This is a genomic window from Streptomyces sp. NPDC003691, assembly GCF_053981115.1.
This window is the reverse complement of sequence record NZ_JBSFNQ010000041.1, coordinates 20,809-39,452: the sequence shown is the minus strand read 5'-3', so window position 1 is coordinate 39,452 and position 18,644 is coordinate 20,809. Positions and strand designations below refer to the sequence as shown.

The window sequence follows — 18,644 nt, the reverse complement described above, 5'->3', positions numbered from 1 at the left end:
ATTGAAACCCCTAGATCACAAAGACGGTCGGGGCGTGTCCGATCTTCACCCTTGCGCTCTCCCTCACGCCAGGGGAATACCCACCCAGCACCCTCCGAAAGCGGACGGTTGTATCGTCGGGGGTGTTCAACACCCGTCGGGGCTGGCGCGACTTGCTCGCCCGGCGCCTCACGGATGTTTCACCCGACGCAGGAACGGCAGGAGACATGACCGTGCAGCACGAGGCCCCGTCGCCCGACGCCGCCGAGGCGCTGGAGGTCTGGATCGACCAGGACCTCTGCACCGGCGACGGGATCTGCGCCCAGTACGCCCCGGACGTCTTCGAGCTGGACATCGACGGCCTGGCGTATGTGAAGAGCGCGGACGACGAGCTGCTCCAGGAACCGGGGGCGACGACCCCGGTGCCGCTGCCGCTGCTGCGGGACGTGGTGGACTCCGCCAAGGAGTGCCCGGGCGACTGTATTCACGTACGCCGGGTTTCGGACAGTGTCGAGGTGTACGGACCGGACGCGGAGTAACGATTCCCTGACGGTCCGCGCATTGTGTTCCGGCCGCCCCGGAACACGGCCCGGCAGCGGCGCCGCGGACCCTGCGGCACGGCCTCGCGGCCGGCTCTCACCCGGCCCCGCTCTCACCGGGCGGCTTCTCACAGGGTGGCGGTACCGCTCTCCCCTTCCGCGTCCGCGGAGACGCGCAGGAACTTCCCGCCCTGCCAGCGCCAGGTGACGCGCTCGGTCTCGTCCGGGCAGCAGGACGGCACCTCGGGCGACGAGTAGCCGAGCAGGGTGGCGGCGATCTCCCCCTCCCGTACGGTCAGCGCGGTCACGGACCGCCGTTCCGCGGGCGCGACGAGGGTCGCGACGACCCTGGATCCGCCCTCCCGCGGCCGCGCAAGGACATAGATGCCCTCCGGAGGGGTCCCCGAACCCGCGGTGCAGCGGGCGGCGGCCACCGTCTCGGCCCCTCCGTCGCCGTCGAGGTCGCCGGTGGCCTTCCGGGTGACCGTGTATCCCGCGGTTCCGCACTCCAGCGGCAGTACGACGTCCGCCGGCGCGGGCGCGGGGACCCCCGGGCCCGGCCGGGCCGTGGTGCTCCCGGGCGCGTTCGCGGTGGCGTCCCCGGGCTGGAGCAGCCCCGCGAGGGCGACGACGGCGGCCGTCGCGGCGGCCGTGGCCACCCAGTGCACGGGACGGGCTCGGGTGTGCGCGAGGTCGGGGAGCTCCGGGTGCTGCACGCGTGAGGTCTCCTGTGGCGGCGGCGCCGGTACGGGACCGGCACCGCGGATTCGGCGGGGCGGGCGCAGTGGGGACGGCCCGGCGGGACCGGGCGGGTTCCCCGGCGGGGCCGGGGAGGGAGTGGAGCCCGATCGTGCCACACGTCACAGGTGTGCGGAACGGCGGGGTGGGAAACGGACGGCGCCGCCGCCGGGTGCCCCGGTGCGGGGCAACCCGGCGGCGGCGCCGTGTCGTTGACGAGGTGTGTCAGTCCGTGGCGGACGCCGCGTCCCCGGTGGCAGGGGTGCTCTTGGCGTCCTTGGTGTCCTTGCCGCCCCAGCCGGTGTAGTCCTCGCCGTAGGCGCCCTTGGCGGGCCTGCGGCGGCGCATCGGCGGCTCCACACCGTCGGCGAGCCGGCGGGCGGTGACCAGGAAACCGGTGTGTCCGATCATCCGGTGGTCGGGACGGACCGCGAGTCCCTCGACGTGCCAGTTGCGGATCATCGACTCCCAGGGCTGCGGCTCGGCGAAGGAGCCGATGTCGCGGATGGCCTCGACGGTCCGGGCCAGCTGGGTGGTGGTGGCGACGTAGCAGCAGAGGATGCCGCCGGGGACCAGCGCCTTGGAGACGGCCTCCAGGCACTCCCACGGGGCGAGCATGTCCAGGATGACCCGGTCGACGTCGGTGTCCGAGAGGTTGTCCTGGAGATCGCCCACGGTGAGCTGCCAGGCCGGGTGCTCGCCGCCGAAGTAGCGCTCGACGTTCTGCCGGGCGATATCGGCGAAGTCGGACCGCCGCTCGTACGAGTGGAGCATGCCCTGGTCGCCGATGGCGCGCAGCAGGAACGCGCTGAGCGAGCCCGAGCCCACTCCCGCCTCGACGACGCGCGCGCCGGCGAAGATGTCGGCGAAGGCCAGGATCTGTCCCGCGTCCTTGGGATAGACCACGGCGGCACCGCGGGGCATGGACAGGACGTAGTCGGGGAGCAGGGGGCGCAGCGCGAGATAGGCGACGTTTCCCGTGGTTCGGACCACACTGCCCTCGGGGGCGCCGATCAGCTCGTCGTGCGGGAACGACCCCTTGTGGGTGTGGAAGTTCTTCCCGGCTTCGAGCGTGAAGGTGTAGTGGCGTCCCTTGGGATCGGTGAGCTGGACCTGGTCCCCGACCTTGAAGGGCCCGCGACGGCGGGCGGCACCGGTCGGTTCGGACATGTGACCAGCGTACCGGCCCGGGGGCGGGGCCATGACCACGGGGCGGCGGGGGCGGCCGGGGGCCGGTGGTCAGCGCGTCATCGCGGCGACGAAGGCGCGTTCCACGTCAGCCGTGGAGAGCACCCCGTAGATCTCGCCGGTGTCCTCGACGACGAGGTACTCGGTCGCGGGTGTGGTGCGGAGGTGTTCGAGGAGGGATTCGCCGACGAGGTCGGCCGGGAGGCGCATGCCGTCGGTCAGCTCCTGGGCGAGGGTGCCGACGGCGACCCAGGGACGGCGGTGCTGGGGTACGCCGACGATGGCGGCCTCGCGGACCAGGGCGGTGGGGTTGCCCTGGCCGTCGACGACGACGAGGGCGCGGGCGCCCGCCTCGTTGGCGCGCCGCAGCGCCTCGGAGAGCGGGGTGCCGGCCTCGACGGGGACGGCCCTGCGGGTCAGGGCGCGGGCGGCCAGTTCGGGGAGGTGCTCCCGGAGGCGGGCGCTGCGGAGGCTGTTTCCGGCACCGGTCCAGATGATCGCGGCGAGGATGGCGGCCAGCAGGGCGTCGGTGACGGACTGGACACCGCCGATCTCCTGGCCGGGGGTGCCGAGTGCGCCCGAATGGGTGAAGAGCGGCAGACCGATGAGGACGGCGACGGCGAGGCCGCGGCCGACCCAGGCGGCGGCGACGGTGCCGCTCATGGGCTTGCCGGTGATCTTCCAGACGACGGCCCGGAGCATGCGTCCGCCGTCGAGGGGGAGGCCGGGCAGCAGATTGAAGGCGGCGACGATCAGGTTGGAGATCATCAGTCCGGCGAGCAGCACCCCGGGGACCGTCCCGGGCTCGACGGCGCGCATGCCCAGGTAGAAGATCCCGGCCAGGACCAGGGAGAGCAGCGGGCCGACGAACGCGATGACGAATTCCCGGCCGGGGGTCTCCGACTCCTTCTCGATCTCCGAGGAGCCGCCGAAGAACTGGAGCTGGATGCGGCGGACCGGGAGTTTGTAGCGGAGCGCGGCCACGGTGTGGGCCAGCTCGTGGACGAGTACGGAGGCGTAGAAGGCGACGGCGAAGAAGAGGGAGACCAGGTAGTTGAGGCCGCCCAGCTCGGGCAGGACCCGGTTGAGCTGGTCGCCGAAGACCCAGGTGATCAGGGCGGCGACCAGGAACCAGCTCGGGGCGACGTAGACGGGCACGCCGAAGGGGCGGCCCATGAGGATGCCTCCTCCGGGACCGTCGGGGCGCTTGCGCTTGTCCTCCGGGGGCGTGCCGGGGGCGCCGGACGACGCGCGTGAGCGCTCGTTCGAGCCGTCCCTCGGGTCGTGGTCGTTCACGGGGTCCCTTCGTCGCGAGAACGCCGGTGGTCCTCTGCTTCGATCGTCTCTCGCCCGATGACGCAACGCTCCGATCGTGCAGTGTCCGGTCCTGTGAGGTCGATGGTATTGCGCTCGCTGTCAGTGGCGGGCCGTAGGGTCTGAGTCATGAGTACGAGTCAGGCCGTTTCCGGGGAGCCGGCGGGCCCGCGGCCCGCGGCGCCGCCGATGTCGCTGTCGCCGTCGCGGGCGAGCGATTTCATGCAGTGTCCGCTGCTCTACCGGTTCCGGGTGATCGACAGACTGCCGGAGAAGCCGAGCCCGGCGGCTACCCGCGGGACGCTGGTCCATGCGGTGCTGGAGCGGCTCTTCGACGCGCCCGCGGCGGAGCGGACGGCCCCGGCGGCCAGGGCGCTGGTGCCGGGGCAGTGGGACCGGCTGCTGGCGGGCCGTCCCGAGCTGGGCGGGCTCTTCGCGGACGACGAGGGCGGGGAGCAGCTGGCGCGCTGGCTGGGCGAGGCGGAGGCGCTGGTCGAGCGCTGGTTCGGGCTGGAGGATCCGACGCGGCTGGAGCCGGCGGAGCGGGAGCTGTTCGTCGAGACGGAGCTGGAGTCGGGGCTGCGGCTGCGCGGGGTGATCGACCGGGTGGACGTGGCGCCGACCGGCGAGGTGCGGATCGTCGACTACAAGACGGGGAAGGCGCCCCGGCCGGAGTACGGCGAGGGCGCGCTGTTCCAGATGAAGTTCTACGCGCTGGTGGTCTGGAAGCTGAAGAAGGTGCTGCCGCGCCGGCTGCAGCTGGTCTATCTGGGCAGTGGTGATGTGATCACCTACGATCCGGTGCCGGCGGATCTGGAGCGGGTGGAGCGGAAGCTGCTGGCGCTCTGGGAGGCGATCCGGACGGCGACCGAGACGGGCGAGTGGCGGCCGCGGCCGACGAAGCTCTGCAACTGGTGCGACCACCAGGCGTTCTGCCCGGAGTTCGGGGGCACTCCCCCGGTGTATCCGCTGAGTGTTTCCCCCGCCGGGTCCGCCGTCGGGGCGCAGGGCAGAATGGGCTCCGACCGAGTGTGAGGAGTTTCCGTGGCAATCCGTGTTCTGCTGGTCGACGATCAGCCGCTGCTGCGTACCGGCTTCCGGATGATTCTCGAGGCGGAGCAGGACATCGCGGTCGTCGGTGAGGCCGGTGACGGCCTTCAGGCGCTCGACCAGGTGCGGGCGCTCCAGCCCGATGTGGTGCTGATGGACATCCGGATGCCGCGGATGGACGGGGTGGAGGCGACCCGGCAGATCACGGGTCCGGGGCGGGACGGCCCGGCGAAGGTGCTGGTGCTGACCACCTTCGACCTCGACGAGTACGTGGTGGAGGCGCTGCGGGCGGGGGCCAGCGGGTTTCTGCTCAAGGACGCCCCGGCGAACGAGCTGGTGCAGGCGATCCGGGTGGTCGCGGCGGGTGAGGCGATGCTGGCGCCCAGCATCACCCGGCGGCTGCTGGACAAGTACGCGGGGCATCTGCCCTCGGGCGAGGAGCCGGTCCCGGACACGCTGCACACGCTGACCGACCGTGAGGTGGAGGTCCTGAAGCTGGTGGCGCGGGGCCTGTCGAACGCGGAGATCGCGGCGGATCTGTTCGTCAGCGAGACGACGGTGAAGACCCATGTGGGGCATGTGCTGACGAAGCTGGGGCTGCGGGACCGGGTCCAGGCCGCGGTGTACGCGTACGAGAGCGGGCTGGTGCGGCCCGGCGCCCAGTAGGCGTCCGGCCGGAACGGTTCCGGTAACGGTGAAGCGGCGGCGGGCCGGGCCCGCCGCCGCTTTGCCGTTCCGGGCGGGCCCGCCCCGGCGAGGGGCGGGCCGCCGGGTTACTTCACGGCCGCCTGGAGCTCCCAGATCTGGAGGTCGGAGGTGGAGTTCAGCAGCTGCTCGATACCGCCGACTCCCTTGCGGGCGGCGACGTACTGCTTGCCCTGCCAGAGCGGCAGCACGGGCACGTCCTCGGCGACGATGTCCTGCATCTTGCTGAACGCCGAGGCGGCGGCGGCGCGGTCGGCGTGGCGGCGCGACTGCGGGATCAGGCTGCGGACCTCGTTGCTGACATAGGGCGAGTTGAGGAAGTTGTCCTTGTCGAGGAAGGGCGCGATGTAGTTGTCGGGGTCCGCGAAGTCGGGGAACCAGCCCATGCCGTAGACGGGGTAGTCGCCGCGCTTCTGGGCGGTCCGGAAGTCCGCCCATTCGGCGCCCTGGATGGTCACCGAGAACAGTCCGGACTTGTTCAGCTGGGTCCGCAGCACCTCGAACTCGCGGGCCGTGCCGGCTCCGTAGCGGTCGGTGGTGTAGTGCAGCTTCAGCTTGACCGGGGTGCGGATACCGGCCTTCTTGAGGATCTTCTCGGCCTTGTCGGTGCTGGGCTCGCCGTACTCGTTGTAGAAGGAGTTCTTGTGCGCGCCGATGCTCGCCGGGATCAGCGAGTACAGCGGCTCGGCGGTGGCTCCGTAGACCTGTCCGGCGATCTGGCCGCGGTCGATGACGGCGGCCATCGCCTGGCGGACGGCCTTGTCCTTGACCGAGGGGTCGTTGGTGTTGAAGGCGAGGTAGCGGATGGAGAGGCCGGGCATCTCGGCGAGTTCGATGTCCTTGGACGGCTTCTCGGTGAAGTCCCTGATCTGCTCCGGGGACATCTCCCGGGTCATCACGTCGATCTCGCCCTTCTCCAGCGCCTTGCCCATGGCGTCGGCGTCGGCGAAGACCCGCATCTCGACCTTCTTGTTGAGGACCTTGATGGCCCCCCGGTAGGAGTCGTTGCGGCTGAAGACGACCTTGCTGATCCGGTCGTCCTTGACGGTGGCCTTCATGGTGTACGGGCCGGAGCCGTCGACCTGGAAGCCGTCGCGGAGCTTCTTGCCCTCGTACTTCTTCTTGCTGACGATGCTCGCGACGGGGGTGGAGAGCTTGAACGGGAAGGTCGCGTCGGGGATCGAGAGATGGAAGACGACGTCCCGGTCGCCCTTGGTCTCGATCTTGTCGACGGTGGAGAGCAGACCGGCGGTGCCGTTGTCCGAGTCGATGGCGCGGACCCGCTCGACGGAGAACTTGACGTCCTCGGGGGTGACATTGGTGCCGTCGGCGAACTTCAGTCCGCTGCGGAGCTTGCAGCGGTAGCTCTGGCTGGCGTTGTCGGTGAAGGAGCAGGATTCGGCGGCCTCGGGAGCGGGCAGACCACCGCCGTGCGGGGTGCGCATCAGCGTCTGGAGGCTGGGACGGAGGACGTTCCAGGCACCGGTGTCGTAGGCGTGCGCCGGGTCGAGGGGCGCCGGGTTGTCCTTGCCGCCGGCGATCTGGTCCGTGGTGCCCACGACAATGGTCCCCCCGTCGGAGGCGCCGCCCTTCGAGTCGCCGCAGGCGACGAGCACGGGCGCGAGCAGGCCGACCACGGCCGGCAGCACCAAAGTCTTACGGTTCATCCTGGACGTTCTCCTCATCCGGCACTGGGTACTGCGTGCGAGGAGTCCCCGCCGCGCCGCCCGTTCGGGACGGTGCGGGCCATCCGGGAATCCGGTGCGGTCGGCCCCGGGTTCGCGAGGGTGGTACGGCGCCGGGGCCGGTCGTTGGTGCGGTGAGGACTCGCGAAGACACTAGTCGGCGCCGTCAGGGCCGGTGGACCGGGCAGCAGTTGGGCCGTAATCACTGAGTGACGGGTCATATCCCGGGGGCAACAGCCATCACCGGGAATGATTCGTACACGACTCCATCAATACGGACACAAGGTCCGGTCCGGGGTGCCGCGGACGGCGGGCGGAGCGGGCGGTGGTACCGCGTCCAGTACACGCAGAGTGACGAATGTCACGCCGGAAAACTTAATGCCCGGACCTGTTCATCAGTTCCCGCAGAAACGCCAGGTCGACGGTGCGGAGCGACTCCACGACCACCCGGCCCGGGGCGGCGGCGATCGGCGCCACGGAGGGCACGGCGACGACCCGGCAGCCGGCCGCTTCGGCCGAGGCCACACCGGTCGCGGTGTCCTCGACGACGGCACAGCGCCACGGCTCCGTACCCAGGCCCTGCGCGGCCAGCAGATAGGGGTCCGGGTGCGGCTTGGTGCGGGGCACCTCGTCACCGGCGACGGAGAGCACGAAGTCGTGCGGGAGGGAGTCCAGGACCCGGTCGATGATCCGGCGGTGGGAGGCGGAGACCAGGGCCGTCGGCACTCCGGCGGCGGCCAGTTCGGTCAGCAGCCGCTCGGCGCCCGGCATCAGCGGCACTCCCTCGCTGATCCGCTTCTCGAAGGCGTCGTTGAGCAGGACCGTCAGCTCCGGCAGGGCGATACCGGCGCCGGTGACCTCGATCAGATAGCCGGCGCTGCGGGTCATCGGGCCGCCGACGACCACCTCGCGCCAGGCCTCGTCCAGTTCATGGCCCAGGTCGGCGAAGACCCGCACCTCCGCGTCCCACCAGAAACCCTCCGTGTCCACGAGGGTGCCGTCCATGTCCAGCAGGACGGCGCCGAGGGCCGATCCGTCCGCCGGGCGGGCGGGGGTCGCGGGGATCGCACTGGTCATCGGCATACCTCCGGAAGGGACGAGAAGGCCGGCCGCCTCTCCCTTCGGCTTCCCCGCCGGGACAGGCGACCGGCCTGCGTTGGACCGACAAGTGTACGACTCGGCGGGCCGCGGTGCGCGGCAATAGCCGCCGCGCCCCGCCGCCGTCCGCCGTTGGTGTGACGGTCCGACTACCGGAGTGGTCCGTCCGGTCACCGGTCGTTGGCGGTCACCGTGCGTTGAAGTACTTGGCCTCCGGGTGGTGGATCACGATGGCGTCCGTGGACTGCTCCGGGTGGAGCTGGAACTCCTCGGAGAGATGGACGCCGATCCGCTCGGGCCGCAGCAGCTCCGCGATCTTCGCGCGGTCCTCCAGATCGGGGCAGGCCCCGTAGCCGAGGGAGAAGCGCGCGCCGCGGTACTTCAGCGCGAACATGTCCTCCACGGCCTCCGGGTCCTCGCCGCCGAAGCCCAGTTCGGCCCGGACCCTGGCGTGCCAGTACTCGGCGAGCGCCTCGGCGAGCTGGACGGAGAGGCCGTGCAGCTCCAGATAGTCGCGGTAGGCGTCGCCCGCGAACAGTTCGGCGGTGGCCTCCCCGATCTTCGAGCCGACCGTGACCACCTGGAAGCCGACGACGTCCCGCTCCCCCGCCTCCTCGGGCCGGAAGAAGTCGGCCAGGCAGAGGCGGCGGCCGCGGCGCTGGCGCGGGAAGGAGAACCGGGTCCGCTCGGAGCCGTCCTCGTTGAGCACGATGAGGTCGTCGCCCTTGGAGACGCAGGGGAAGTAGCCGTAGACGACGGCGGCTTCGAGCAGGTTGCGGGTGTGGAGCTGGTCCAGGAGCCCGCGCAGCCGCGGCCGGCCCTCGGTCTCCACCAGCTCCTCGTAGCTCGGCCCGTCTCCGGTGCGGTTCTGCTTGAGCCCCCACTGCCCCTTGAAGAGCGCGCCCTCGTCCAGCCAGGAGGCGTACTCCTTGAGCTGGATGCCCTTGATGACCCGGGTGCCCCAGAACGGCGGCTCGGGTACGGGGTTGTCGACGGCGACGTCGCTGCGGGCCGCACCCTCCTCGGGGCGCTCCTCGACGACGGCCGCGGCGGCCCGCACCCGGCGCTGCTTCAGCTCGGGCAGTACGGCTCCGGGGACCCCGCGCTTGACCCCGATGAGGGCGTCCATCAGCCGCAGGCCCTCGAACGCGTCGCGGGCGTAGCGGACCTCGCCCTCGTACAGCTCGTGCAGGTCCTGCTCCACATAGGCGCGGGTGAGGGCGGCACCGCCGAGGATCACGGGGTAGTCCGCCGCGATCTTCCGCTGGTTCATCTCCTCCAGGTTCTCCTTCATGATCACCGTGGATTTGACCAGCAGTCCGGACATGCCGATGACATCGGCCCGGTGCTCCTCGGCGGCCTCCAGGATGGCGGAGACCGGCTGCTTGATACCGAGGTTGACGACGTTGTAGCCGTTGTTGGAGAGGATGATGTCGACGAGGTTCTTGCCGATGTCGTGGACGTCGCCGCGGACGGTGGCGAGGACGATGGTGCCCTTGCCCTCGGCGTCCGACTTCTCCATATGCGGTTCCAGATGGGCCACCGCGTTCTTCATGACCTCGGCGGACTGGAGGACGAACGGCAGCTGCATCCGGCCCGAGCCGAACAGCTCGCCGACGACCTTCATGCCCGCCAGCAGGGTGTCGTTGACGATGTCGAGGGCGGCCCGCTCGGTCAGTGCCTCGTCGAGGTCGGCCTCCAGGCCGTTCTTCTCGCCGTCGATGATCCGCCGCTGGAGCCGCTCCTCCAGCGGCAGCGAGAGCAGTTCCTTGGCCTTGTCCGCCTTGAGCGACTTGGTGTCGACGCCCTCGAAGAGCTCCATCAGCTTCTGGAGCGGGTCGTATCCCTCGCGGCGCCGGTCGTGGATGAGGTCGAGCGCGGTGCCGACCTGCTCGTCGTCGAAGCGGGCGATCGGCAGGATCTTGGAGGCGTGGACGATCGCGGAGTCCAGCCCGGCCTTGACGCACTCGTCGAGGAAGACCGAGTTCAGCAGGATGCGGGCGGCCGGGTTGAGGCCGAAGGAGATATTGGAGAGGCCGAGGGTGGTCTGGACATCGGGGTGACGCCGCTTCAGCTCCCGGATGGCCTCGATGGTGTGCACGCCGTCACGGCGGGACTCCTCCTGACCGGTACAGATGGTGAAGGTCAGGGTGTCGACGAGGATGTCGGACTCGTGGATGCCCCAGTTGCCGGTGAGGTCGGCGATCAGCCGTTCGGCGACGGCGACCTTGTTCTCGACGGTACGGGCCTGGCCCTCCTCGTCGATGGTGAGCGCGATCAGCGCGGCGCCGTGCTCCTGGGCCAGCCGGGTGACCTGGGCGAAGCGGGAGTCGGGGCCGTCGCCGTCCTCGTAGTTGACGGAGTTGATGACGGCCCGGCCGCCGAGCTTCTCCAGTCCGGCCCGGATGACGTCGACCTCGGTGGAGTCCAGCACGATCGGGAGGGTGGAGGCGGTGGCGAACCGTCCGGCGAGCTCCGCCATGTCGGCGACGCCGTCCCGGCCCACGTAGTCGACGCAGAGGTCGAGCATATGGGCGCCTTCGCGGATCTGGTCGCGGGCCATCTCGACACAGTCGTCCCAGCGGGCTTCCAGCATCGCCTCGCGGAACTTCTTGGAGCCGTTGGCGTTGGTCCGCTCGCCGATCGCCAGATACGAGGTGTCCTGCCGGAACGGCACGGTCTGGTAGAGGGAGGCGGCGCCCGGCTCGGGGCGCGGCTCGCGGGCCGGCGGGGTCAGTCCGCGGACCCGCTCGACGACCTGGCGCAGATGCTCGGGGGTGGTGCCGCAGCAGCCGCCGATCAGGGAGAGCCCGTACTCGTTGACGAAGGTCTCCTGGGCGTCGGCCAGGCCCTCGGCGTCCAGCGGGAAGTAGGCGCCGTCCTTGCCGAGGACGGGGAGACCGGCGTTGGGCATGCAGAGCAGCGGGATCCGGGAGTGGCGGGCGAGATAGCGCAGGTGCTCGCTCATCTCGGCGGGGCCGGTGGAGCAGTTCAGCCCGATCATGTCGATGCCGAGGGGCTCCAGCGCGGTGAGCGCGGCCCCGATCTCGGACCCCAGCAGCATGGTGCCGGTGGTCTCGAAGGCCATCGAGCAGAGCAGCGGCAGCTCGGTGCCGGTGGCCTCCATGGCGCGGCGGGCGCCGAGGATGGCGGCCTTGGTCTGGAGCAGGTCCTGGGTGGTCTCGACCAGCAGGGCGTCGGAGCCGCCCGCGATCAGTCCCTCGGCGTTGGCCTGGAAGCCGTCCCGCAGGGTGGTGTACGGGGCGTGGCCCAGGGTCGGCAGCTTGGTGCCGGGGCCGATGGAGCCGAGCACCCAGCGCGGCCGGCCGTCGGCCGCGTACTCGTCGGCGACCTCGCGGGCGATCCGGGCGCCGGCCTCGGAGAGCTCGTGGATGCGGTGGGCGATCTCGTACTCGCCCAGCGCGGAGTGGTTGGTACCGAAGGTGTTGGTCTCGACGCAGTCGACACCGGCGTCGAAGTAGGCCTCGTGGACCGAGCGGACGATGTCCGGGCGGGTGACGTTGAGGACCTCGTTGCAGCCCTCCAGGTCCTGGAAGTCCTCCATGGTCGGGTCCTGCGCCTGGAGCATGGTGCCCATCGCTCCGTCGGCGACGACGACCCGCTCGGCGAGGGCCCGGCGGAGGCCGGCGACCCGGGTCCGGCTGTCGGCGGAGGGTACGGAAGGGGTGGGCGACGAGGCCATGAACGGGCTCCCTGGGATGCGACGGCTGTCGGCTTTGCGGCTTCCGGCGGGAAGCCGCACGGAGTCAGGGTAACCGGGCGCCGCGGTGGAAGGAGAGGGTGTCCCACCGGGCGGACGCCCGGAATGCACCCGTCCGCCGGATCGCGGGGGTACGGTCCGGGCCTGCGGCCGTCCCGAACGGGCGGCCCGGGCGGGAACGGACAGGGGTTCCGGCCGTAGCGGACGGGGGTGCGGCGGTACCGCCGTGCGGCTGATTCCGGGACCGCGGCCGGGCGGTCCGGACGGCTTGTGGACGGCTCGTGGGCGGCTTCGGCGGCCAACTCCCAGGTTTGTGGGGTTCTCGTGAAGCTTTCGGCCGCGAGATACTCACTCAGCAGCGGGCATGGTCGACATCGGCCGATAGTGTTCAGCATTGTCGAACAGCAGTGGAGAGGGCCGATCCGATGGCGAAGAACATCCAGTCGCTGGAGCGCGCGGCGGCAATGCTGCGGCTGCTCGCGGGCGGCGAGCGCCGGCTCGGCCTGTCGGACATCGCCTCCTCGCTCGATCTGGCCAAGGGGACCGCCCACGGCATCCTGCGCACGCTGCAGGCCGAGGGCTTCGTGGAGCAGGACCCGGCATCCGGCCGCTACCAGCTCGGCGCGGAGCTGCTCCGGCTGGGCAACAGCTATCTCGATGTCCACGAGCTGCGCGCCCGCGCCCTGGTGTGGACGGACGATCTGGCCCGCTCCAGCGGCGAGAGCGTCCATCTCGGCGTACTGCACCAGCACGGCGTCCTCATCGTCCACCACGTCTTCCGGCCGGACGACAGCCGCCAGGTGCTGGAGGTGGGCGCCATGCAGCCGCTGCACTCCACCGCCCTGGGCAAGGTACTGGCGGCCTACGACCCGGTGGCGCACTCGGAGGCGGTCGAGGCGGAGCGCAAGGCGTTCACCCCGCTGACCGTGACCGGTATCGACGAATTCGAGTCCGTACTCGCCCGTACCCGGGCCCGGGGCTGGGGCTCGGACGTGGAGGAGACCTGGGAGGGCGTCGCGGCGGTCGCCGCGCCCGTCCACGACCGGCGCCGGATGCCGGTGGGCGCGGTCGCGATCACCGGGGCCGTGGAGCGGGTCTGCGAGGACCGCGAGGACCGGCGCGAGCTGCGCCCCGAGCTGATCACGGCGGTACGGGAGTGCGCGCGGGCCGTCTCGCGCGACCTGGGCGCCGGACGCTTCTGACCCGCACCCGTACGGCACCGGGCCCGGGCCGTGCCCGGTGCCGTACGGGTGGTGCCGCCGCCCGCTGAGCGTGCGCACCGGCGGGCCCGACCGAGTCCGGCGCTGCGCGCATGCGCGCCGCCGCACCGCCCCGCCCCGCCGTCACACCCGCGCCGCCATACCCCGCGAGGAGGCACCGGTGGAGGCACCGGTGCGCCGACCGGCGGACGACATCGAGCGCGATGGTCATTCCGGGCGCATCATCGGATAGCCGTACATTTCCATAGAGTCACCATGCGCCGGACCGGCCGCACCGGTTCCGGTTTTTCCGATTCCCGGGGCGCCCAGGTCTTGACGGCGTGTTTACGCAGAGGAAAACTGCCGTTCATCGGTCGGCATTGCCGAACGCCTGACGGAAAATCGCGTTAGAGTGTGTCAAGCGCCTGAGGACCGATACCGCCCCGCCGGCTCCCGCCACGGGGCGCGAGCCACCGGAGGAACCGGGGTTCGCCACACCTGGACAAGGACAAAGGAGTCGCGGTGTCCAGCTCCAATATCTTCATCGGCGAAGTCATCGGTACCGCCGTTCTCATCCTGCTCGGCGGCGGTGTGGTCGCCGCCGTCACCCTGAAGAAGTCCAAGGCGCGCGGTGCGGGCTGGCTGGCCATCACCTTCGGCTGGGGCTTCGCGGTCATGACCGCTGTGTACATGACCAGCTCCCTCTCCGGCGCCCATCTGAATCCCGCCGTCACCGTCGGTATCGCCATCAAGGACGGGACCTGGGCGAACGTCCCGTACTACATCGCGGGCCAGGTCCTCGGCGCGATGATCGGCGCCGCGCTGGTCGTGGTCGCCTACTACGGGCAGTTCATGGCCCACCTCACCGACCGCGAGATCATCGGCGATCCCGCGGACAAGCCGCTCCTCGAAGGCTCCCAGGGCGGCAACGCCGGGCCGGTCCTCGGCATCTTCTCCACCGGCCCCGAGATCCGGATCGCCTGGCAGAACCTCGCCACCGAGATCCTCGGCACGGCCGTCCTGGTACTCGCCGTACTCACCCAGGGACTGAACGCCGAGGGCAAGGGGCTCAGCACGCTCGGCGCCCTGATCACGGCCTTCGTCGTGGTCGGCATCGGCCTCTCCCTCGGCGGACCCACGGGCTACGCCATCAACCCGGCCCGTGACCTCGGCCCGCGTATCGTCCACGCCCTGCTCCCCCTGCCCAACAAGGGCGGCTCGGACTGGAGCTACGCCTGGATTCCCGTGGTCGGACCGTTTGCGGGCGGTGCCCTCGCAGCGGGTATCTACAACCTCGCGTTCGCCTGAGACGGATCCGAACCCCGTGACCCCACCGACCACCGAGCCTTCCGAGCAGGAGCACCCCGTGACCGACGCACACACCGCCGGCCCGTTCATCGCGGCCATCGACCAGGGCACCACGTCCAGCCGCTGCATCGTCTTCGACAAGGACGGCCGGATCGTCTCGGTCGACCAGAAGGAGCACGAGCAGATCTTCCCGAAGCCGGGCTGGGTCGAGCACGACGCCAACGAGATCTGGACCAATGTCCAGGAAGTGGTGGCGGGCGCCGTCGCCAAGGCCGGCATCACCCGTGACGACGTCAAGGCCATCGGCATCACCAACCAGCGCGAGACCACCCTGCTGTGGGACCGCACCACCGGTGAGCCCGTGCACAACGCGATCGTCTGGCAGGACACCCGTACCGACGCGCTCTGCAAGGAGCTGGGCCGCAATGTCGGCCAGGACCGCTTCCGCCGCGAGACCGGGCTCCCGCTGGCCTCCTACTTCGCCGGCCCGAAGGTCCGCTGGCTCCTCGACAACGTGGCGGGCCTGCGCGAGCGCGCCGAGCGCGGCGACATCCTCTTCGGCACCATGGACTCCTGGGTCATCTGGAACCTCACCGGCGGGGTCGACGGCGGAGTCCACGTCACCGACGTGACCAACGCGTCGCGCACCATGCTGATGAACCTCCACACCATGACCTGGGACGACAAGATCCTCAGCTCCATGGAGGTCCCCGCGGCGCTCCTGCCGGAGATCCGCTCCTCCTCCGAGGTCTACGGCACCGCGAAGGGCGGCGCCCTCGACGGCGTCCCCGTCGCCTCCGCACTCGGTGACCAGCAGGCCGCCCTCTTCGGCCAGACCTGCTTCTCCGAGGGCGAGGCCAAGTCCACGTACGGCACCGGCACCTTCATGCTGATGAACACCGGCGGCACCCCGGTGAACTCGTACAACGGACTGCTGACCACGGTCGGCTACCGGATCGGCGAACAGGAGCCGGTCTACGCCCTGGAGGGCTCGATCGCCGTCACCGGCTCGCTGGTGCAGTGGATGCGCGATCAGATGGGCCTCATCAAGTCGGCCGCCGAGATCGAGACCCTCGCCCTGTCGGTGGAGGACAACGGCGGCGCCTACGTCGTTCCCGCCTTCTCCGGCCTCTTCGCCCCCTACTGGCGTTCGGACGCCCGCGGTGTGATCGCCGGTCTGACCCGGTACGTCACCAAGGCGCATATCGCCCGTGCCGTGCTGGAGGCCACCGCCTGGCAGACCCGCGAGATCACCGACGCCATGACCAAGGACTCCGGCGTCGAGCTGGCCGCCCTCAAGGTCGACGGCGGAATGACCTCCAACAACCTGCTGATGCAGACCCTCGCCGACGTCCTGGACGCACCCGTGGTGCGCCCGATGGTCGCCGAGACCACCTGCCTCGGCGCGGCCTACGCCGCCGGCCTCGCGGTCGGCTTCTGGCCGGACACCGACGCGCTCCGCGCCAACTGGCGCCGGGCCGCCGAATGGACCCCTCGCATGGACGCCGACCGGCGTGAGAGCGAGTACAAGAACTGGCTCAAGGCCGTCGAGCGGACCATGGGCTGGATCGAGGACGAGGAGTAAGACGATCATGACCACCCTGCAGAGCGTTCCGGCCCTCGGGACGCACCCGGCCGAAGGCTCGCTGCCGGGCCGTGCCGAGACCCGGGAGCAGCTCTCCCGGGCCACCTACGATCTCCTGGTGATCGGCGGCGGCATCCTGGGCATCTCCACCGCCTGGCACGCGGCCCAGGCCGGGCTGCGGGTGGCCCTGGTGGACGCCGGCGACTTCGCCGGCGCCACCTCCTCCGCCTCCTCCAAGCTGCTCCACGGCGGTCTGCGCTACCTCCAGACCGGTGCGGTGAAGCTGGTGGCGGAGAACCACTTCGAGCGGCGGGCGGTCTCCCGCGAGGTGGCCCCCCACCTCTCCAACCCGCTCACCTTCTACCTGCCCGTCTACAAGGGCGGACCGCACGGCGCGGCCAAGCTGGGCGCCGGAGTCTTCGCCTACTCGGCGCTCTCCGCGTTCGGCGACGGCGTCGGCCATGTGATCAGCCCCTCCCGGGCCCGCCGCGATGTGCCCGAGCTGCGCACCGAGGGCCTCAAGGCCGTCGCGGTCTACGGCGACGACCAGATGAACGACGCCCGGATGGCGCTGATGACCGTCCGCGCGGCCGTCGCCGCGGGCGCCACCGTCCTCAACCACGCCGAGGTCACCGGGCTGCGCTTCACCCGCGGCAAGGTCAGCGGCGCCGAGCTGAAGGACCGTACCGACGGCACCGAGTTCGGGGTCACCGCCCGGCTGGTGCTCAACGCCACCGGCCCGTGGGTGGACCACCTGCGCCGGATGGAGGACCCCGCCGCGGCCCCGTCGATCCGGCTCTCCAAGGGCGCGCACCTGGTGCTCAAGCGCACCGCCCCCTGGCGGGCGGCGCTGGCCACCCCGATCGACAAGTACCGCATCACGTTCGCCCTGCCGTGGGAGGACATGCTGCTGCTCGGCACCACCGACGAGGTGTACGAGGGCGACCCCGCCGATGTCTCCGTCACCGAGCAGGACACCGCGCAGATCCTGGACGAGGCCGCGTTCTCGGTCCGGGACCAGCAGCTCTCCCGCGACCTGATCACCTACTCCTTCGCCGGACTGCGGGTCCTGCCGGGCGGCCCCGGCGACACCTCCCAGGCCAAGCGGGAGACCGTGGTCACCGAGGGCACCGGCGGGATGCTCTCCATCGCCGGCGGCAAGTGGACCACCTTCCGCCACATCGGCCGCACGATCATGAACAAGCTGGCGGCCCTGCCCGGACAGCCGCTGGCCGAGGACATGACGCCGATGTCCGGTCTGCCGCGGAAGCTGCCGCTGCCCGGCATAGCCAACCCGCGCGCGGTCGAGCACCGGCTGCTCGTCGACGGCCCGGCGCCCGGCCCCCGGATGGCCGCGGACACCGCCCGCCACCTCGCCACCCACTACGGTTCGCTGGCGTTCGACATCGCCCGGCTCGCCAACGACGACCCGGCGCTGGCCGAGCGGATCCACCCGGACGCCCCGGAGATCTGGGCCCAGGTCGTCTACGCCCGGGACCACGAGTGGGCGGAGACCGCGGACGACGTGCTGCGCCGCCGCACCACGCTGACCATCCGCGGACTGGCCACGGACGAGATCCGGGGCAGGGTGGACGGTCTGCTGGCCGCCCGCCGGTCCTGATACCCCGGTCGCCCGCACACCCCCGGCGGGCGACCGGTCCCCGCTTCGTGGGCGGCTCCGCCGGAGCCGCCCACGTTGTACTCTCGGACACCGTCAGACGTCCGATGACTCACGGGACGGGGGCGCCTCATGGCCGTCACGGACGACGCGATCGAGAAGATCAAAGACATGATCGTCTCGGGCGAGCTGCGGCCCGGCGACCGGCTCCCCCGGGAGAGCGAACTCGCCGCCGGGCTGGGTCTGTCGCGGAATTCGCTGCGGGAGGCCGTCCGGGCGCTCTCACTCGTCCGGGTCCTCGACGTCCGCCAGGGCGACGGCACCTATGTCACCGGTCTCGACGCCGGGACGCTGCTGGCGGCGCTCCGCTTCGTCGTGGACTGCCAACGCGACGACACGGTGCTGGAGTTCCTCGCCGTACGCCGGCTCCTGGAGCCCGCGGCCACCGGGCTCGCGGCGGGCCGGATCACCGCCGCCGCACTGGCCGAACTGGTCGCGCAGACGGACGCGCTGGGCCCCGAGCCGTCCGTGGAACAGCTGGTCGAGGCGGATCTCGCGTTCCACCGCGGGATCGTGCGCTGGTCGGGGAATTCGGTGCTGTGCGCCCTGCTCGACGGTCTTTCGGGGCCGGCGGCCCGGGCCCGGCTCTGGCGGGGGCTGACCCGGGAGGGCGCGGTCGGCGCCGTACTCGGCGAACACCGGGCCATCCTGGGCGCGCTGCGGGACGGCGACGCGGACGCGGCGCGAGCCTGGGCGACGGTGCACCTCGCGACCGTGGAGCGGTGGCTCCGCTCCGGCCTCTGACCGGCCGGGCGACGGTCCCCGCCGCGGGCGGCCGCCGAACAGCGCCGGGGAGTACCGGGAATCCCCGGAATCTCCTCCTCACAGCTCGGATGAATCAGCGGTGTTGGGGGCAG

14 protein-coding genes are annotated in these 18,644 nt (G+C 71.1%); 8 read left to right on the top strand and 6 right to left on the bottom strand.

From position 1 onward, the window contains the following. Nucleotides 1-206: 206 nt before the first annotated feature. Nucleotides 207-518, top strand: coding sequence for a ferredoxin (locus ACWDR0_RS20135; RefSeq protein WP_146479290.1), 312 nt, complete (start codon nucleotides 207-209; stop codon nucleotides 516-518). Nucleotides 519-646: 128 nt separating this feature from the next. Here the strand turns inward: ACWDR0_RS20135 and ACWDR0_RS20130 are convergent, their stop codons facing one another. From ACWDR0_RS20130 to ACWDR0_RS20120, 3 genes are all read right to left on the bottom strand, one after another. Next, nucleotides 647-1,234 (bottom strand): hypothetical protein, encoded by a 588-nt coding sequence (locus ACWDR0_RS20130; protein WP_456353063.1) that lies wholly within the window; start codon nucleotides 1,232-1,234, stop codon nucleotides 647-649. 247 nt (nucleotides 1,235-1,481) lie between these two features. Next, the gene (locus ACWDR0_RS20125; RefSeq protein ID WP_456353062.1) at nucleotides 1,482-2,426 is read right to left on the bottom strand and encodes a tRNA (adenine-N1)-methyltransferase; all 945 of its coding nucleotides are present in this window, start codon (nucleotides 2,424-2,426) and stop codon (nucleotides 1,482-1,484) included. A gap of 69 nt (nucleotides 2,427-2,495) precedes the next feature. Further along, entirely contained in the window at nucleotides 2,496-3,740 is a 1,245-nt protein-coding gene (locus ACWDR0_RS20120; RefSeq protein WP_456353061.1) for a site-2 protease family protein, read from the bottom strand. Nucleotides 3,741-3,887: 147 nt separating this feature from the next. On the opposite strand from ACWDR0_RS20120, the gene ACWDR0_RS20115 reads away from it, so the two are divergent. Then, on the top strand, nucleotides 3,888-4,793 hold the full coding sequence (locus ACWDR0_RS20115; protein ID WP_456353060.1) for a RecB family exonuclease: 906 nt from the start codon (nucleotides 3,888-3,890) through the stop codon (nucleotides 4,791-4,793). A 9-nt stretch (nucleotides 4,794-4,802) separates the two neighbouring features. Then, a complete protein-coding gene (locus ACWDR0_RS20110) occupies nucleotides 4,803-5,474 on the top strand; it encodes a response regulator (RefSeq protein ID WP_006350190.1) in 672 nt (223 codons plus the stop codon). Between the two features lie 107 nt (nucleotides 5,475-5,581). On the opposite strand, the gene ACWDR0_RS20105 is transcribed toward ACWDR0_RS20110, so the two are convergent. From ACWDR0_RS20105 to metH, 3 genes are all read right to left on the bottom strand, one after another. Then, complete coding sequence (locus tag ACWDR0_RS20105; protein WP_456353059.1) at nucleotides 5,582-7,180, bottom strand: ABC transporter substrate-binding protein; 1,599 nt, start codon at nucleotides 7,178-7,180, stop codon at nucleotides 5,582-5,584. 393 nt (nucleotides 7,181-7,573) lie between these two features. Then, a complete protein-coding gene (locus ACWDR0_RS20100; RefSeq protein WP_456353058.1) occupies nucleotides 7,574-8,275 on the bottom strand; it encodes an HAD family hydrolase in 702 nt (233 codons plus the stop codon). Nucleotides 8,276-8,483: 208 nt separating this feature from the next. Beyond that, nucleotides 8,484-11,999: a methionine synthase gene (metH, locus tag ACWDR0_RS20095; protein WP_456353057.1), complete on the bottom strand. Its 3,516-nt coding sequence runs from the start codon at nucleotides 11,997-11,999 to the stop codon at nucleotides 8,484-8,486. Nucleotides 12,000-12,442: 443 nt separating this feature from the next. Here metH and ACWDR0_RS20090 point away from each other — a divergent pair, with 443 nt between their 5' ends. From ACWDR0_RS20090 to ACWDR0_RS20070, 5 genes are all read left to right on the top strand, one after another. Then, nucleotides 12,443-13,219: an IclR family transcriptional regulator gene (locus ACWDR0_RS20090; RefSeq protein WP_456353056.1), complete on the top strand. Its 777-nt coding sequence runs from the start codon at nucleotides 12,443-12,445 to the stop codon at nucleotides 13,217-13,219. Nucleotides 13,220-13,738: 519 nt separating this feature from the next. Continuing rightward, nucleotides 13,739-14,524 (top strand): MIP/aquaporin family protein, encoded by a 786-nt coding sequence (locus ACWDR0_RS20085; RefSeq protein WP_456353055.1) that lies wholly within the window; start codon nucleotides 13,739-13,741, stop codon nucleotides 14,522-14,524. A gap of 58 nt (nucleotides 14,525-14,582) precedes the next feature. After that, entirely contained in the window at nucleotides 14,583-16,109 is a 1,527-nt protein-coding gene (glpK, locus tag ACWDR0_RS20080) for a glycerol kinase GlpK (protein ID WP_456353054.1), read from the top strand. Between the two features lie 7 nt (nucleotides 16,110-16,116). Next, nucleotides 16,117-17,730, top strand: coding sequence for an FAD-dependent oxidoreductase (locus ACWDR0_RS20075; protein ID WP_456353053.1), 1,614 nt, complete (start codon nucleotides 16,117-16,119; stop codon nucleotides 17,728-17,730). Nucleotides 17,731-17,859: 129 nt separating this feature from the next. Beyond that, nucleotides 17,860-18,531, top strand: a complete 672-nt coding sequence (locus ACWDR0_RS20070; RefSeq protein WP_456353052.1) for a FadR/GntR family transcriptional regulator — start codon at nucleotides 17,860-17,862, stop codon at nucleotides 18,529-18,531. The last annotated feature ends 113 nt before the right edge of the window (nucleotides 18,532-18,644 follow it).

Excerpts from the sequence above, each read along its gene's own strand:
- ACWDR0_RS20105 (WP_456353059.1), bottom strand. The coding sequence starts at position 7,180 with ATGAACCGTAAGACTTTGGTGCTGCCGGCCGTGGTCGGCCTGCTCGCG.
- ACWDR0_RS20115 (WP_456353060.1), top strand. The coding sequence starts at position 3,888 with ATGAGTACGAGTCAGGCCGTTTCCGGGGAGCCGGCGGGCCCGCGGCCC.
- ACWDR0_RS20090 (WP_456353056.1), top strand. The coding sequence starts at position 12,443 with ATGGCGAAGAACATCCAGTCGCTGGAGCGCGCGGCGGCAATGCTGCGG.
- ACWDR0_RS20075 (WP_456353053.1), top strand. The coding sequence starts at position 16,117 with ATGACCACCCTGCAGAGCGTTCCGGCCCTCGGGACGCACCCGGCCGAA.
- ACWDR0_RS20125 (WP_456353062.1), bottom strand. The coding sequence starts at position 2,426 with ATGTCCGAACCGACCGGTGCCGCCCGCCGTCGCGGGCCCTTCAAGGTC.
- ACWDR0_RS20100 (WP_456353058.1), bottom strand. The coding sequence starts at position 8,275 with ATGACCAGTGCGATCCCCGCGACCCCCGCCCGCCCGGCGGACGGATCG.
- ACWDR0_RS20135 (WP_146479290.1), top strand. The coding sequence starts at position 207 with ATGACCGTGCAGCACGAGGCCCCGTCGCCCGACGCCGCCGAGGCGCTG.
- metH (WP_456353057.1), bottom strand. The coding sequence starts at position 11,999 with ATGGCCTCGTCGCCCACCCCTTCCGTACCCTCCGCCGACAGCCGGACC.
- ACWDR0_RS20070 (WP_456353052.1), top strand. The coding sequence starts at position 17,860 with ATGGCCGTCACGGACGACGCGATCGAGAAGATCAAAGACATGATCGTC.